The sequence below is a fragment of the Clostridium sp. chh4-2 genome, assembly GCF_002899675.1.
In the GTDB taxonomy this organism is placed as follows: Bacteria; Bacillota; Clostridia; order Lachnospirales; family Lachnospiraceae; genus CHH4-2.
Genome location: NZ_PKUU01000010.1, coordinates 176,126 through 191,854, shown reverse-complemented (window position 1 = coordinate 191,854; position 15,729 = coordinate 176,126). Strand labels below are relative to the sequence as shown.

Sequence of the window (15,729 nt, the reverse complement as noted above, 5' to 3'; positions counted from 1 at the left end):
AGCAGTGAAGTCATAAGGAGTTCACTGCGAATGGGCGCGATCCTGTCTCTTTCTGTACTTGTGGGTCTTAGTATCACTTAGGGGCGAATCCCGAATCCCAATTGGCCTTTTTTCATTCTTCCCCGCCCGGGTTCCTGTAAAGACCGCCTCTCCCTTCCTCGCATCTCGATTCCGGGCGTATCTTTCACAAATCCGTTAAATCACAATTTTTCCGCCATCGTCCGTTTCCTCATCAACGGCTTAATGCCTCCCGCCTTTAAAATCTCCAGCGCATATTCTCCAACCTGTTCCCCGGCGTATTCCTCTCCCCGGGTCAGATTCTTAATCACACCCGTCTCTATATCCGCCTCCAGCACATCCCCTTCTTTTACCTTTTTGGAGATGCCTTTGCATACGATCAGCGGCAGGCCCAGATTCAAAGCATTTCTATAAAAAATTCTAGCAAATGAGTCGGCAATAATAACAGATGCCCCCAAATGCATTAAAGCGATTACCGCATGTTCCCGGCTGGAACCGCAGCCAAAATTACTTCCTGCCGTAATGATATCCCCTTTTTTGAAACGCTGCTGCAGGGTTGGATCACAGTCTTCCAGACAATGACTTTTTATCTCCTCAGGATCAACCAAAGCCAGGTACCTTCCCGGAAATATCTGATCGGTATCAATGTTATTGCCCAAGACCGCGGCATTCCCTCTGTATCTGCTTTCCATCTTCTCACCTCCCCTTTCCTATCACTGTTCTCGGATCGGTCAGGACACCTGTCAGAGCAGAAGCCGCCACAGTCATGGGCGAAGCCAGATAGATATCCGCCTGATTGCTGCCCATTCTTCCCGGGAAATTCCTGTTGGAAGCGGTCACGCAGACCTCTCCGGGAGCAAGTACTCCTTGATGGGCGCTCAGACACGGTCCGCAGCCTGGAGTTGAGATCGTTGCTCCGGCGTCGATACAGTCCTGAAGATATCCTTTTTCTATACAAGTACAGAGAACTTCCTTAGAAGCCGGAATCACAATCAGCCGGACATTCTCTGCAATCTTTTTACCTTTTAATATTCTTGACGCAGACGCAATATCTTCAACGCGTCCTCCGGTACATGCTCCGATAAAGCATTGATCCACGTGAACCGCCTCCGCCTCTTCAATCGGTTTTACCCGGTCTACGCTGTGGGGAACCGCTACCTGAGGAGACATCTCACTGATATCAAAATAATACTGTTTTGCGTACTGGTATCCCGGGTCTGTTTCCTGCACCTCATACGCTCTCTCCGCACGTTTAGAAACATAATCCAACACCTGTTGGTTGGGCTGCATATAAGCGGTTTTAGCGCCCATCTCCACTGCCATATTGCAGATCGCCATCCGCCCTGCCACATCCAGCTGTTCTACGTAAGTGCCGGTAAAATCAATGGCTTTATAAACAGCCCCGTCCGCTTTTATCTCACCCAGTATATGAAGAATCACATCCTTAGGCATGACGCCGTCCATGGCTGTTCCGTCAATTCTCACCTCTATGATTTCCGGAACGCGGAACCACAGTTCTCCTGTAATCATAATCGTCGCCATATCCGTCGCCCCAACGCCCGTCCCCAGCGCTCCGAATGCTCCGTGGGTGGTCGTATGGGAATCCGTGGCAACCACAATCGTTCCCGGACAGATCAGGCCGTGTTCCGGCATAACCTGATGACAGACCCCGGCATTGATATCAAAATGATGGGTCAGACCCTGCTCCCTAACAAATTCTCTCATCTCCTTATGGTTAGAAGCTGACTGTATGGTTGGCGCCGGAGCATAATGGTCAAATACAAATGCAAGCCGTTCCTTGTCCCATACCTTCTCTCCCCCCATCTCCCTAAACGAATATATCGTCTGAAGATAGAGATCATTGACCTCTGCAAAATCTACCTTTGCAGTAATAATCTCTCCTGTTTTAATTGACTCTCTGCCGCTGTTTTTTGCCAATATTTTTTCTATTGCGTGCAAAACTTTCCCTCCTTATCCATGTTCTCCTATATATGAGTTCCGGCGCTGTTATACGTCCTTGAGCTTTTATGGGCTAATAGCATATGAACAATGATAATTTTCATGTAAATCCTCTTTTATACCGCATCTTGAATATCGTATCTCGTATATCGTATACAATCTAAGCTATTTATAGCATATATTTTTGCCCATGTCAATTATTTTTATATATTTTATACATATTATTATGTTATATCCGGAGTTTAATTATATATTTTAACCCGTTTTCTCCGGCCCGAAATATTGACTTTTATTTCTTCGATATGTTAATATTAAATTAGATATTTAGACGCATTTTATTGCGCCTATAGCGGAAAAAATGAACGTTGGGGGATCTTATGGCTGCAAAACTTGAAACTGTTAATCTATTACCGACACGGTTTAGAATAGCTTCCATTATAAGGAAAGCAATTCTGGCAGGTGAGTATAAAGAAGGAGAAACCCTATCTTTGACTCAGACTGCGGAACAATTAGGGGTAAGCCGCACACCTGTGCGTGAGGCATTTCAGATGCTCTCATCTGAAGGTCTTATTGAACTGCGCCTGAATAAAGAAGCAATTGTTAAAGGAATTAATGTTGACATGATACGGGATCATTTTGATGTGCGCACCATTTTAGAAGGGGAGGCTGTCTCCAGGGCGGCTTTATCCCGTATGGATGTGTCTGAATTAATTCAGAATCAGACTGAAATTGAAGCTAAAAATGGGGTGTTTCTGCCGGATGAATTCCGGAATTACAATCAAGTTTTTCATACCTCCATCTGGAAGGCAACGGGGAATAAAAAACTGTTTTCTATGCTGACTTCCCTGTGGAATGGGAGTTCCTTTGGAAAAACCGTCACGGAACACGAGCATAATCTGAAATCCATAGAGGAACACAGAGCGATCCTGGACGACATCATTAAGGGAGATCCTTATATGGCGCGAAAAGACATGGAAAGTCACTTGAACCGAAGTATGAAAAATCTGATAGACAGTTATAATTTGAAATAAAAATGAAAAAATTAACCTTTTCACAATTGACAAAAAGGTACTTCTAAACCGAAGAAGAAGCGTAAAATGAGAAACTCAGGTTACGGATTGGGGGATAATATTTACAAAGAGCATAAGATTTTGCAAAAATCGCAAAATCTTATGCTCTTAATTAAACTAAACTCCTGTAATTGTAATCTGATTTCCTCAATTTATGTCTCGCCTATTCCCCGGGTTCCATGGATTTTATTCATATAAAAAACAGGCAACCTGATGGCCATTTCCAATATCTTTTAATACCGGTATCTCCTGTTTGCAGCGATCTGACACACGGTCACATCTGTCGTGGAACGGACAGCCGGCCGGGCGCTTTGTAAGACTCGGCACCTCTCCGCGAATCTCTACCCGTTCCCTTTTCGCCTCTACCGCCGGGTCCGCAACCGGAACAGCCGACAATAATGCCTTCGTGTAAGGATGAAGGGTATTTTCATACAGTTCTTCGCATTCCGCGATCTCCACAACACGTCCCAAATACATAACAAGTATCCGGTCGCTGATGTGTTTTACCACCGCAAGGTCATGGGCGATAAACAGATAGGTCAGCCCCAGTTTTGCCTGCAATTCTTCCAGCAGGTTAATGATCTGCGCCTGAATTGATACGTCCAGCGCCGATATCGGTTCGTCACAGATAATCATATCCGGGTTCGAGGACAGCGCTCTGGCGATTCCGATTCTCTGTCTCTGGCCGCCGGAAAACTCATGAGGCACACGCCCCTTCAAATCCGGGTCTAAGCCTACAATGCGGAACAGCTCATCCACCCGTTTGTCATACTCTTCTTTATTCTTAACAAGTTTATGAAGCTTTAAAGATTCTCCCACGATAGCCTCTGCCGTCTGTCTTGGGTCCAAGGATGAAAACGGGTCCTGGAAGATCATCGCGATCTTTGAACGGTAGGGCGCCAGCTGTTTATCCGTAAAGTTAGCGATATCCGTACCATTAAATAAGATCTCGCCCTCTTCCGGCTGGTAAACTCTCATAATACAGCGGGCAAGGGTGGTTTTTCCGCATCCGCTTTCCCCTACAATTCCCAGAGTCTCGCCTTTCCTTGCGTGGAAAGTGATCTCCTCAATGGCCTTTACTTCTCCAACTTTTTTCCTCATCATTCCCTTGTAAACCGGGAAATACTTCCTTACATTCTTCACTTCCAGACAATTTTCTGCCTGAATTACGGATTTCGGCGCTTTCTTGATCTCTTTCTTGGCGATCTCTTCCGCCTTCTGCGCCTTCTCCTCTGCCGTCAGCACGCATGCGCTGAAATGTCCCGGAGAAACTTCTGCTAATTCCGGCCTCTTTCCCTCTTTACACCGGTCCACACGGTACTCGCACCGGTCATAGAACGGACAGTACTCCGGACGGGATGCCGGGTTCGGCGGCAGGCCGTCTATGGGGATCAGTATCCGGTCTTTCGGGTCATCCAGTCTGGGAATCGCACGTAACAGCGCCCTCGTATACGGATGCTCCGGATCTGCAAACAGCTCGCCTGCCGAGGTGGTTTCCACCACGCTTCCCGAGTACATAACATAGATCCGCTCCGCAAACCTTGCCACAATTCCAAGGTTGTGGGTTACAATCACAACCGCTGTATTGGTCTTTTTGGCGATGTCCCGGATCATTTCCAGCAGCTGCGCTTGGGTGGTTACGTCTAACGCAGTTGTCGCCTCGTCTGCCACCAGCACCTGCGGCTGGGAGGACATGGCCATGGCAATCATGATCCTCTGCCTCATTCCTCCCGAGAACTGCTGCGGATAGTAGTGGAACCTCTGCTCCGCATCCGGGATGTTCACCATCTTTAACATTTCGATGGTTCTGGCCTTCGCCTCTTCTTTATTCAGTTTCAGGTGCAGCATGATGTTTTCCTGGATCTGGTACCCGATTGTCAGCACCGGATTTAAGGATGTCATCGGCTCCTGGAAGATCATGCTCACCTTTCCGCCTCTCATATGACGCATCTCCTCGCTCTGCGCGTCATACTCCAGCATGTTTTTATCGCTTCCCTCTATGTACACCTCTCCGCCGTTCACCTTACCCGGCGAACTGATTAACTGGAGCATGCTCATCATCGTCACGGACTTTCCGCTTCCCGATTCCCCTACGATTCCTATGATCTCTCCCGGGTCCAGATACATGGACACCCCGTCCACCGCCTGAACCTGTTTTCCATCGGTACGGAAGCTGGTGCGGATTCCTTTTAATTCCAGCAAATGTTTCGTCATTCCCTCTTCCTCCTTTTAGATCTCGCCTCTGAGCCTTGGATCCAGTGCGTCACGCACTCCGTCACCAAGCATGTTCAGGCAGATAACAAGTATTGCCACGCAGATTCCGGGCGCCAGCGCAAAGGCCGGGCTCTGGAGCAGGAACAGGCGTCCCTCGCTCACCATGCTTCCCCAGGATGCCGTCGGCGCGCTGATTCCAAGCCCTAAAAAGCTCAGGCCCGCTTCCGACAGGATCGTCGTTCCTACCTGCTGGGTCATCATTACGATGATCGGGGAAATGCTGTTGGGCAGGATATGTTTAAACATCAGCTGGAAGTTGCTGTTTCCCTGCAGCTTTCCGGCCATGATATAATCCGACTGTTTGATGGAAAGCACCTGCCCCCTCATCATGCGCACATAACCGGCCATGGACGATACTCCCAGGATAATGGCCAGGTTTTTGATTCCGCTTCCGAACACTGCCGTCAATGCCATAGCAAGCACTACCTGAGGGATCGCGCGGATTGCCTCGGTCATACGGTTAATTACATCATCCACGATTCCGCCAAAGTATCCGGCCACCATTCCGAGAAAGGTTCCGATGGCGCAGGCGATGATAACCGCCAGCACGCCGATAATCAGACTGACGCGGGCGCCGAAGATAATCCGGCTCATTACGTCACGCCCGTAAGAATCCGTACCCAGCAGATGAGCCCCCGACGGCTTTGCAAGATATGCCGCAAAGTCCGCAAAGTTGGGATCATAAGGGGCGATTAACGGGGCAAACAGTGCGGTGAAGATAAACAACACCACCACCACAAATGCGAAAATAACTATCTTTCTGGAGAACATGGCTCCAAAAAACTTCCTGAGTTTTGTATTCATCATCGTTTCCTCCTATTCTGCCCCTTATTCCAAACGGATCCGCGGGTCAACCACTGCATAAAGGATATCGGTGATCAGATTGACCGTACACGCAACCAGCGCAGTCACCAGCACGCAGGCCTGTACAACCGGGATATCACGGGAGGTAATGGCTTTTACAAACAGGGAGCCCATACCCGGAATGGAGAACACCGACTCCACAAACATGGAACCGCCAAGCATGGCGCCCAGCCTCATGCCCAGGATGGTGATAACCGGGATCAGGCCATTTTTCAACGCATGGATAAAGATTACTTTTTTCTCGGTCAGTCCTTTGGAACGGGCCGTCCTCACATAATCCTGGCGGATGACTTCCAGCATGCTGGAACGGGTCTGTCTTGTTACCGTTGCGATACCGCCAAGAGCCAGGCAGAACAGCGGCATAACCAGCTGCTTCATGCTGGTGGAAAAATCCTCCCAAGGCCAGGTGAAGCCGTAAGACGGGAGCCAGCCCAGTTTCATGGAAAACAGGTACATTACCAAAAGGCCGATCCAGAACTGAGGAAGGCAGGCGGTGATGTTGGCTAATAAAGTAACAACCATATCCGCCGCTTTTCCCCTTTTTACCGCGCTGACAACCCCGAAAAACACGCCCAAAGGAATACTGATTAAAAATGCCGCAAAGGATAAAAACAAAGTGATGGGAATGCGTTCTGCCAGCACATCGATGGTGTTTTTATGAAACTGCGTGGACATGCCCAGGTTCCCTCTGAGCGCATTAAACAGCCAGTTGAAATACCGCATGATAACCGGCTTATCTAGCCCAAGTTCCAGATATACTCTCTGGTATTCCTCCGGTGAAACCTCCTCACCCAGCATCGCATACACCGGATCGCCCGGAATCAAAGAAACCAGCATAAAGATAAAAATGGATATCAGAAATATAATTAAGATCATCTGTCCCGTTCGTTTTGCAATATAAGATCCCATAAATAAACCTTCTCCTCTCTGCTGATAACCGGGCGGTAACATACGTTTCCGCCCGGTTCAACATTTAACCTTATTCCCAATACATTGCTTCCGGCGTCCACTGTGACATATCCGCTTCGGAAATTCCGGTATCTTTCAATCCCGGCTCTCCGAAAGACTGTGAATAGACAACCGCAAGAGGTGTAATCATCACATAATCCTGTACCAGCGCCTTAGACGCTTTCTGAAGCTGTGCTTTTTTCTCCTCTACCGTCTTCGCCGCCCTGGCTGCAAACAACGGCTCTTCAAATTCTGCCGGGCGCAACATAATTCCGTGGTTTTTGATGCCTTCTGAAGAATACAGGCGGATATAGTTATTTACAAAATCCATTTGAGCCGCACCGCTGCCGGCGATAAATCCGTCTATATCATCCTCTTTCTGCATGGATGCCAGTACGGAACTGTCCAGAACAGAGATTTCCGCTTTGATTCCAATCTGATCCAGACATGCCTGGAATGCAGTGGCAACATCCACATTGCTGGAAATAGCATAGATCGTGGTTTCAAAACCATCCGGATATCCCGCTTCCGCCAGCATTGATTTAGCTAAATCCAGATCATACTCATAGAATTCCGCTTCCGGATTGTAAGCCCAGGAATCCTTGGTACAGAACAGAGGAGTCGCTTCTCCCAGACCGCCTGACAGGGCTTTTGCCACATTATCCCAATCAATCGCATGCATGACTGCCTGACGCACCTTTAAATCTCCCATCGGATGTTTATCGCTCTTGCTGTTCCAGATGATATGTTTGATGCCGGCGCTGTTGGCATTTTTATTACCGATCCGCTCAAAGCCAGCCGCCGTTATGGTATTGATGGCCTGCTCATTATTCAGCTTCATGGCCACATTTATTTCCTTATTCAGCAGTGCGGAAACGATGGTGTTGTTGTCTTTAATAAAGTCAATTTCCAGCGTATCCACTTTTGGAAGTCCTTCAATACGGTAGTTTTCATTTTTCTTATATGTGATTTTCGTATCCGCCACATAGGTGTCCAGGACAAATGGTCCCGTACCTACCGCATGGATCTTACACCATTCCGCACCGTTCTTTTCATATGCTTCTTTAGAACAGATATAAATGTTTCCGATCACATTTTCCCAGTCATTCGCCCATTTGTCATACTGGATCACCACGGTCAGGTCATCCGTTTTTTCCACCGATTTAGGAGAACCGATCTCACTGGCTTTTCCGTTCTGGATATACTGTTCAATATTCCATACCACTGCATCCGCATCACAGATTGATCCGTCCTGGAAATACACGTCTTTTCTCAATTTAATCGTAAATGTCAGCGCATCGTCGTCCACAATAAACTCTTCTGCCAGCCAAGGCGAATAATCTCCCTTGGAATCCACCCTTCCCAAGGGTTCCAGAATCGGCTGTACGCCAAACCGGTCGCCTGTAGAAGAAGACTGAGGCATGAAAAAGGTCTGCTGAGGGGTGCCGATGGCGATAACCACAGATCCTCCCTTACCTTCTTTTGTTTCCGCCGTTGTCTGTTCCTCTGAGGTTTGTTTTTCTGATGAAGCCTGGTTTGATGAATCCGCCGAAGCCGCCTCTGCCTTTGTAGCCGGCGCCGGTTCCGCCTTTTTGCTGCATCCTCCCAAACTTCCTGCTGCCAGCATAATCCCCAATGCCGCTGCCAGTAACCTTCCCGTTTTTTTCATTACCTTTCCTCCTTATTGATCTCTTGTATTGCACAATTTAAAAGCGCCTTCATATATCCGGTACAATATGCGAAAGAAGCATTCATTCCTCCGCATTCATTTGTCATACGGGGAGCGTGATCCACATGAATCACCCCTTGGTAATCACAACGCACCAGCTGTTTCATGGCCTCATACATATTCATGTACCCGTCTTCCAGCAATGTCTCCTCAAAATACGGCATGGTTCCGCTCACATTGCGGAAATGCACGATCAGCACCTTGTCCTGCTCAATAAAGTATTTAATATCCTCCAGCAGGTTTCCAAATGCATCCCCGGCCTCCAGCCAGCATCCCATACACATCTTCATCCCCAGATACGGGCTGTTGCCCGCCAGTTCAAATGCACGCTTATAATCAGCGGCCGATGTAATCAGGTTGGAAATGCCCAGCAGGCAGTCCACCGGCGGATCGTTGGGATGAAGCGCTATTTTTACATTTTCCTCCTCGCACACCGGGAGTACCCGATCCAGCCAGTATTTAAAATTATCCCAGATTTCTTCCTTTGTAAAAAGTCTACCATGGCTGTACGGCCTCTTTTCCAATTCCCCGATGTCCACAATCCTGGCCGGAGCCTGTCTCGTATAAGTTCCGACGTCAATGCGGCTGGTTAATACTTTATTCGGCTCCCATGTCATGTAAGTTACCGGAATACCGGCTTTTGATAAGACCCGGGTGAACGCATTATACCGTTCAATGGCCTCGTCCCTGCCGGGAAGGCCCAGATGAATCAAAGGATTCTTATAGATATCCGTATTTCCCGCATCCGTCACCGTGAGCCCAACCTTTCGCAGTCTCTCCATAAACTTCATCACGGAATCGTAGTCCGTGTGTTCATTCTTAAACATCACAAATACATGATCCACACCTATTTGTTTGATAAAACGCAGCTGTTCATCCGTATAATCGGATACCACCTTCATCTGCGTGCGCATTTTGCTTCCCAGCATATCTGCCTCCTTCTGCCCCTTAAATACTTCTTTCATACCCCTTTTTGATATGATATAATGAACTGGTATTTTGTTTATTTCGTACATCCTTATGTATTAATTATAATATCAGGTCATCATTATGACCAATTCACAGGACCTATAAATTTTATAGCAAATACTTATATCCGAAAGGCAGGTAACCCATTGGATATTAAATATCTGAATTATGTTCTCGCGATTGATCAGTATAAAAGCATTACCCGGGCGGCAAAGGCATTGTCCATATCCCAGCCCACATTAAGCCAGTATCTTTCCAAACTGGAAGAGGAACTGGGAACCGCTCTCTTTTTAAAACATGACGGGGAGCTTTACCCGACTCCGTCAGGCAAGATCTATCTGGCCGCCTGCCGCGATATCCGCACGATGCAGCAAGCGTTCAAACAGGAAGCGTCTCTGCTGATGCAGTCAGAACATATACGCCTTGTGGCTTCAATTTCATGGTCTGTTAAACTGTTTTGCCATATACTCCCCATCTTTAAAAAGGAGTTTCCCAACTGCACGCTGGAATTTTCAGAAGAAAATCACTCCCAAATCAAAAAAATGGTAACGGAAGGAAAGGCGGATATCGCGCTTTTAGCCGATATTTCGCCCAATGGGCTGCCCGGCTTCAGTCAGATCCTGGGAAAAGAGGATATTCTGCTGGCCGTTCCGGCAAACCACCCATTTTGCCGCCTCCCCAATCCTGATCACACCATCGCTCCGGAAGAATTCGTCAGACACTTTGCGGATAATCACTTCATACTGGCAGCGGAAAACTCCAATGTGCGGCGGATCGAAGAGCAGATGTTCCGGCAGACCAATTATTTCCCGGCTTCCACCTGCCGGATCAAACATATGAACCATGCGGCCGTTATGGTCTCTAAAAACTTTGGAATCACCATGCTTCCGGCCAGCTGTGCCTTTTTAAGCCCGGATATCCGCTATTATCAGTTAAAACCGAGAGCTTACCGGCTTAATTTATTATGTTATCAGCAGTCCCGTCCGCTGACCCCGGGCGAACAGATGATGCTGACACTGATTCAAACGCATTATCCCATGTTTCAACCGTCTCTTTCCGGCCTTTTGCAAAATTAAACGTTGATGAGGTAATTATGGATACCAGATATTTAGAATATATTGTGGAAATAGATAAGCAAAGAAATATTACAAAGGCTGCTAAAGAACTCTATGTCTCCCAATCTTCCCTCAGCCAGTATCTGAGCAAGCTGGAAAAAGAGATGGGCGCAGCCCTGTTCATCCGTAAGCAGTCAGAAATCCTTCCGACTCCCATGGGGGAATTATACGTCAGATATGCAAAAAAGGTGTTGGAATTAAAAAAAGCTGCATATAAAAATATACAGCAGGTGTCGCAGATGCAGCTGATCACCATAGGAAGCACTTCCGCCAAAACGCTTCAGACGCTTTATTCCATCCTCCCTCTGTTCCGGGAACATTTTCCCCATACAGAAGTCGAGATTCTGGATTCCAACTTGTCCAATATTGAGCGTTCCGTTATGGACGGAAGTTTTGATATGGCTTTGGTCACCACTCATTCTGTCCGGCATTTTTCCGGCCACAGTGATATATTAGATAAAGAAGAGATCGTTTTCGTACTCCCTTCCACCCACCCGTACTGCAGCCGTCATTCCCGGAATGAAGCCCTGACAGCAGCCCAAATTTCCGGCATCCTGGAAAGCGGAGACTTTATCCTTCAGAAAAAAGGAAACTGCATCCGCTACCTGGTGGACAGCTTCTTTAAAGATCTGCCTCAACAGCCCCAGTCCGGTTTCAGCTTAAATCAGGCCGATATGATCCGAAACCTGATAAACGGCGGCATGGGCGCAGCATTCCTGCCCGTCCGGCACGTTATCAACAGAGAATTGGCTTTTTATTCCCTTTCTCCACAAATATACAGAATCACCGCCCTGATCTGGCGCAAAAACCTGGAGCTGACAGACGCCCATCTCTTCCTGATGGAATTAATCAGGAAGTATCAATTGTGATTTCAATAAGCCGGGAAAATCTCTTTATATACAGAACCGTTCCTTCAGCCTGTCTCTCTTTTCCCTTGAAAAGTTCAGCTGATTTTCCAAATAGCTGTCCATGCCTCCAAACCGGTCTTCGATGATCCTGAACGCCCCGCGGATATAGGATTCATGAACCTGGCACAGGATTTCAGCGCATTTTTCCAGGTTGGGGTCCGATGTTCTGGAACGCACCAGAGCGGTCATTCCGTCGGTTTCCTTTTGGAGAAATTCATTGGATGCCGTAAAATCGCTGATCACCGTTTCCCGGTCCACATCCAAAGCGGTCAGTAAAAATGCGGATGCCATGCCGGCTCTGTCTTTTCCTGCGCTGCAGTGCCATAAAACAGCGCCCGGCTCCGCTTCCAAAACCTGATTTAAAAAGGCTCCGTAGCGTTTCATGGCCTGTTCATTTATCACCAGATTTTCATAAAGGCGGTTGATATAGATTTCCGGATGGCCGTTTAAGGATTTCGCATGTTTTAAAAATCCTTCCAGCATATCCACGCCTTCTCCGTCTTCATTTTCATGGGTGAAACCCGCTGTTTCTTCATCCAGAATCGGATTGAATACGTTCTTCACTCCCGGCACCTCCGGATCTGGTTTTTCGGCGGCCTCCAAACCGGTACGCAGGTCGATGACTGTGCGGACGCCATATTCCCCATATAAGATCTCTTTATCTTTTTCGCTCATTCCTGCCAATGCTCCGCTTCGGATCAGGCATTTGGGACGGATTGTTTTTCCGTCAGATGTCCGGTATCCTGCCAGATCCCTTGTATTAAGTAACTTTTCTAAACTAATTCTCTCAGCCATTTTTTGCCTCTCTATCTTTAATATCCCAAACCTTCTATAAACTCCTGAAGCTCTTTTTTACCTTCAGAGCCGGCCTTGACAAACAGCACCGTATTGTCAATTCTCACAGCGGCTGCATAGATTCCTCCGCTGGTCTGCTCATATTTGGAAAAGTTTTTCAGATTTATATTCTTATTGCTGGACACTGCCCCTTTGTAATCTTCTGTAATCATATATTGAGTTTTGTTATAAAGTTTAACTGCTGAAGCCACGTCAGAGCACTCACTGAATGAAATTACCAGTTCCTGATCTCCGTCCTCTTTATAGGCCTCTCCATACTTTCCGAAACCTTCTGGCATTTGGCTTGTTTCATCCTCAAAGACATATCCCTGCTCGGATGCATACTTCCCAAACTGTTCAAAAGTGACCGGTTCCTTCTTAAAAGTGATCAGCTTGCCAATTAAAACCGCCGCCACTACTACAATAATAAGAAGAAATGTTATGATGCCGGCAATTAGAAACTTTAAGTTCTTTTTCATTATCCTCCTCCGTTGTCCGATTATAGTTTTTCTGAGTAATAGTTTACCATCTTTCTTATCTTCCATCAAGCGTTACTGTCCGCGGCCCCGGCAGTCCGTTCGGTTTTTGCATTACGTTTATTTATTGACCTTTTTTCTTTTCCATTATATGATACCTATATACCCTATATTTTAGTTTACAATATTAGTAAAAGGAACTTCTCATGAAAAATACCTTTTGGAAACGCGTTGATTTTCAGGTATCAATTTTTACCGCCGCGATCGTGGCGGCTTTAACTTTTTCCATCTTTATCTTTCAGTATCAGATTACTTACAGAGATACATTAAAAAGTTTAAATGATCAGGTAGAGTCCATCTATTCCTATATAGATGAATTCCTGGATACCACGACTTTCGATAATATATCCGCCCGCGAAGATATTAATAATCCGGAATACATAGAGATGCATGACCTTTTCCGCCAGGTAAAAGAAGTTACGGGAGTCATGTACTTATATACCGCCAAACAGAATTCAAACGGCGAATTCATCTATGTAATTGACGGCTTAAATTCTGATAATCCTAGTTTCCGCTATCCGGGCGATCTGATAGAAAGTGAGATATACCCGGATATGCAGAGGGCTTTAAGCGGAGAAAAGGTGCTTCCCGATAAAATCAAGGATACCGAATGGGGCAAAATCTTCATCACTTATCTCCCCATCTATGATGATGCAGATGTAATCGGCGTGATCGGCATTGAATTTGAAGCGGAGCATCAATATATGACCTACCGCAATTTAAGGCTTCTCCTTCCTTGGTTTATCCTGCTGTTCAGTTTGATTGCCAGCCTGATTTCCAGAGCTCTGTTCCGCCATATCTCCAATCCATTTTACCGCGATATGGCCAATACGGACTATTTAACCCAGTTAAAGAACAGAAACGCCTATCAGATCGACATGGCCAATCTAATAGCTATGAGACGGGAACACGGGATGGGAATTATAGCCATTGACTTAAACAGTCTGAAAAAGGTAAATGATACTTACGGGCATGAAAAAGGGGATCAATATATCACCTGCATTTCCCAGGCATTTGAAAATCTGAAAACGAAAGAAGCTGTCATGTACCGGATCGGCGGAGATGAATTTGTCATTTGGGTTCCCGGCGCGGATGAGAGTAAGATAGAGAATTTGATGGCACGGCTGAAAGAAGAATTCTACAAACTGACCTTCTCCCCTGATCTGAGTTTTTCCTGGGGATATGCCATTTACAATGAACAGGAAGACGATGATCTTCACAGCACTTACCGCAAGGCTGATAAACAAATGTATTCAAAAAAGCAAGAGCATTATTCTGCCTTGGAAAATAATACGGATAAAAACCGGTAAAAGGAGGTTCCAATGGCCACAATCAAACAGATTGCCGAGATAGCAGGCGTGTCCAGAAGAACGGTAGACCGTGTCATCAACAACAGAGGAGCCGTAAAACCCGACACTGCGGAAAAGATCAACCGAATCATACGCGAGCTGGACTACCAGCCCAACGAAGCCGGGAAAGCGCTGGCCGCAAGAAAAAGGAAGCTGAAGATAGGCTTTTGTTCGACTACGGGAAAAAAAGCGCCCATCTACGGTGAAATCCGAAAAGGCGCTCTTGAAAAAGCGGAGGATCTGAAAAAATTTGGCGTTCACGTGGAATTTTACACTTTTGAACGCGATCTGCCGCTTACAGAAGAGGAACTGGACCGGATTTCCCAATCATTTGACTGCGACGCCCTGGCCGTGGCTCCGGGCAATAATCCCGGTGTTGTAAGGCTGATTCAAAAAGCCGTGTCCATGGAGATCCCCATCCTGTTTTTCAACGTGGATGATCCCTCCTATGAACGCATCTGTTATGTGGGCAGCGATTATAAAAAAGCCGGACGCCTGGCCGCCGGCCTGTCTGCGCTGCTGAGCAATGACCATGGACGTGTGGTGATCTTCAGCAATCAGGCTTCCAATCCCTTCAGCTATGAGGAACGCGTCAAGGGCTTTCAGCAGGAAACATCCGAGCGTTATCCGGATATCCGCATCGTGGGCAGTTATGTGTTAAAAGACGGTACGTCCGATTATTATGACACCGTCCGGGAAGCGATTCAAAACCACCCGGATATGAACATCATCTATCTGGTAAACCCTGGGGATTACAGCGTATGCAGGGCCATCTCAAAGGCTATGGGTAACGGAAAAGTCCGCATCATCACCAACGATCTGGTGGAACCTATGGAACCCATGCTGAAAAACGGCATGGTTTCAGCTACCATCTCCCAGGATTCCAAAGGCCAGGGCCGGTTGTCGCTGGAACTTTTATTTAATAAACTGGCCCTTGGAAAAGACCCTGAAAAAGATATTTACTATACAGATTTAAATATCTACATTCCCCAAAGCCTGTCTTCCGATCCATCGGAGCCTTAAAATCCGGTTATATTTATCATCAGTAATTAGAGATAAAATACCGGCTGCCTATTTGTCTATTTCTTCTAAAAATATTGTTTCAAAGCAAATAATATTGACATCTTTGCACAGATGTGCTAGTTTTAAATAAAAA

General features: G+C 46.7%; 14 protein-coding genes. 5 read left to right on the top strand and 9 right to left on the bottom strand.

All coding sequences use genetic code 11. From position 1 onward, the window contains the following. Positions 1-200 precede the first annotated feature (200 nt). Both C0033_RS12920 and C0033_RS12915 read right to left on the bottom strand, forming a co-directional pair. Positions 201-710, bottom strand: a complete 510-nt coding sequence (locus tag C0033_RS12920) for a 3-isopropylmalate dehydratase small subunit (protein WP_103228283.1) — start codon at positions 708-710, stop codon at positions 201-203. 4 nt (positions 711-714) lie between these two features. After that, positions 715-1,977 carry a 3-isopropylmalate dehydratase large subunit gene (locus C0033_RS12915; RefSeq protein ID WP_103228282.1) on the bottom strand — a complete coding sequence of 421 codons (1,263 nt, stop codon included), beginning with the start codon at positions 1,975-1,977 and terminating at the stop codon, positions 715-717. Positions 1,978-2,354: 377 nt separating this feature from the next. Here C0033_RS12915 and C0033_RS12910 point away from each other — a divergent pair, with 377 nt between their 5' ends. Further along, positions 2,355-3,008 carry a GntR family transcriptional regulator gene (locus C0033_RS12910; protein ID WP_103228281.1) on the top strand — a complete coding sequence of 218 codons (654 nt, stop codon included), beginning with the start codon at positions 2,355-2,357 and terminating at the stop codon, positions 3,006-3,008. Between the two features lie 225 nt (positions 3,009-3,233). On the opposite strand, the gene C0033_RS12905 is transcribed toward C0033_RS12910, so the two are convergent. The 5 genes from C0033_RS12905 to C0033_RS12885 all read right to left on the bottom strand — a co-directional run bounded on the left by C0033_RS12905 (position 3,234) and on the right by C0033_RS12885 (position 9,791). Then, entirely contained in the window at positions 3,234-5,261 is a 2,028-nt protein-coding gene (locus C0033_RS12905) for an ABC transporter ATP-binding protein (protein WP_103228280.1), read from the bottom strand. Between the two features lie 15 nt (positions 5,262-5,276). Next, positions 5,277-6,128, bottom strand: a complete 852-nt coding sequence (locus tag C0033_RS12900) for an ABC transporter permease (protein WP_103228279.1) — start codon at positions 6,126-6,128, stop codon at positions 5,277-5,279. Between the two features lie 21 nt (positions 6,129-6,149). Continuing rightward, positions 6,150-7,094: an ABC transporter permease gene (locus C0033_RS12895; RefSeq protein WP_103228293.1), complete on the bottom strand. Its 945-nt coding sequence runs from the start codon at positions 7,092-7,094 to the stop codon at positions 6,150-6,152. Between the two features lie 70 nt (positions 7,095-7,164). Continuing rightward, the gene (locus tag C0033_RS12890) at positions 7,165-8,802 is read right to left on the bottom strand and encodes an ABC transporter substrate-binding protein (RefSeq protein ID WP_103228278.1); all 1,638 of its coding nucleotides are present in this window, start codon (positions 8,800-8,802) and stop codon (positions 7,165-7,167) included. Further along, positions 8,802-9,791 (bottom strand): mannonate dehydratase, encoded by a 990-nt coding sequence (locus C0033_RS12885; RefSeq protein WP_180994721.1) that lies wholly within the window; start codon positions 9,789-9,791, stop codon positions 8,802-8,804. Before C0033_RS12885 ends, C0033_RS12890 begins: the two co-directional genes overlap by 1 nt. A 186-nt stretch (positions 9,792-9,977) precedes the next feature. Here C0033_RS12885 and C0033_RS12880 point away from each other — a divergent pair, with 186 nt between their 5' ends. Both C0033_RS12880 and C0033_RS12875 read left to right on the top strand, forming a co-directional pair. Next, positions 9,978-10,907 carry a LysR family transcriptional regulator gene (locus tag C0033_RS12880; protein WP_180994720.1) on the top strand — a complete coding sequence of 310 codons (930 nt, stop codon included), beginning with the start codon at positions 9,978-9,980 and terminating at the stop codon, positions 10,905-10,907. A gap of 17 nt (positions 10,908-10,924) precedes the next feature. Continuing rightward, entirely contained in the window at positions 10,925-11,815 is an 891-nt protein-coding gene (locus C0033_RS12875) for a LysR family transcriptional regulator (protein ID WP_180994719.1), read from the top strand. A 24-nt stretch (positions 11,816-11,839) separates the two neighbouring features. Here C0033_RS12875 and C0033_RS12870 read toward each other — a convergent pair whose 3' ends face one another. Beyond that, the gene (locus tag C0033_RS12870) at positions 11,840-12,649 is read right to left on the bottom strand and encodes a tyrosine-protein phosphatase (RefSeq protein WP_103228274.1); all 810 of its coding nucleotides are present in this window, start codon (positions 12,647-12,649) and stop codon (positions 11,840-11,842) included. 17 nt (positions 12,650-12,666) lie between these two features. Further along, the gene (locus tag C0033_RS12865; RefSeq protein ID WP_103228273.1) at positions 12,667-13,167 is read right to left on the bottom strand and encodes a hypothetical protein; all 501 of its coding nucleotides are present in this window, start codon (positions 13,165-13,167) and stop codon (positions 12,667-12,669) included. Positions 13,168-13,370: 203 nt separating this feature from the next. Here C0033_RS12865 and C0033_RS12860 point away from each other — a divergent pair, with 203 nt between their 5' ends. Beyond that, positions 13,371-14,534, top strand: coding sequence for a GGDEF domain-containing protein (locus C0033_RS12860; protein ID WP_103228272.1), 1,164 nt, complete (start codon positions 13,371-13,373; stop codon positions 14,532-14,534). 12 nt (positions 14,535-14,546) lie between these two features. Beyond that, positions 14,547-15,596, top strand: a complete 1,050-nt coding sequence (locus tag C0033_RS12855; protein ID WP_103228271.1) for a LacI family DNA-binding transcriptional regulator — start codon at positions 14,547-14,549, stop codon at positions 15,594-15,596. Positions 15,597-15,729 lie beyond the last annotated feature (133 nt).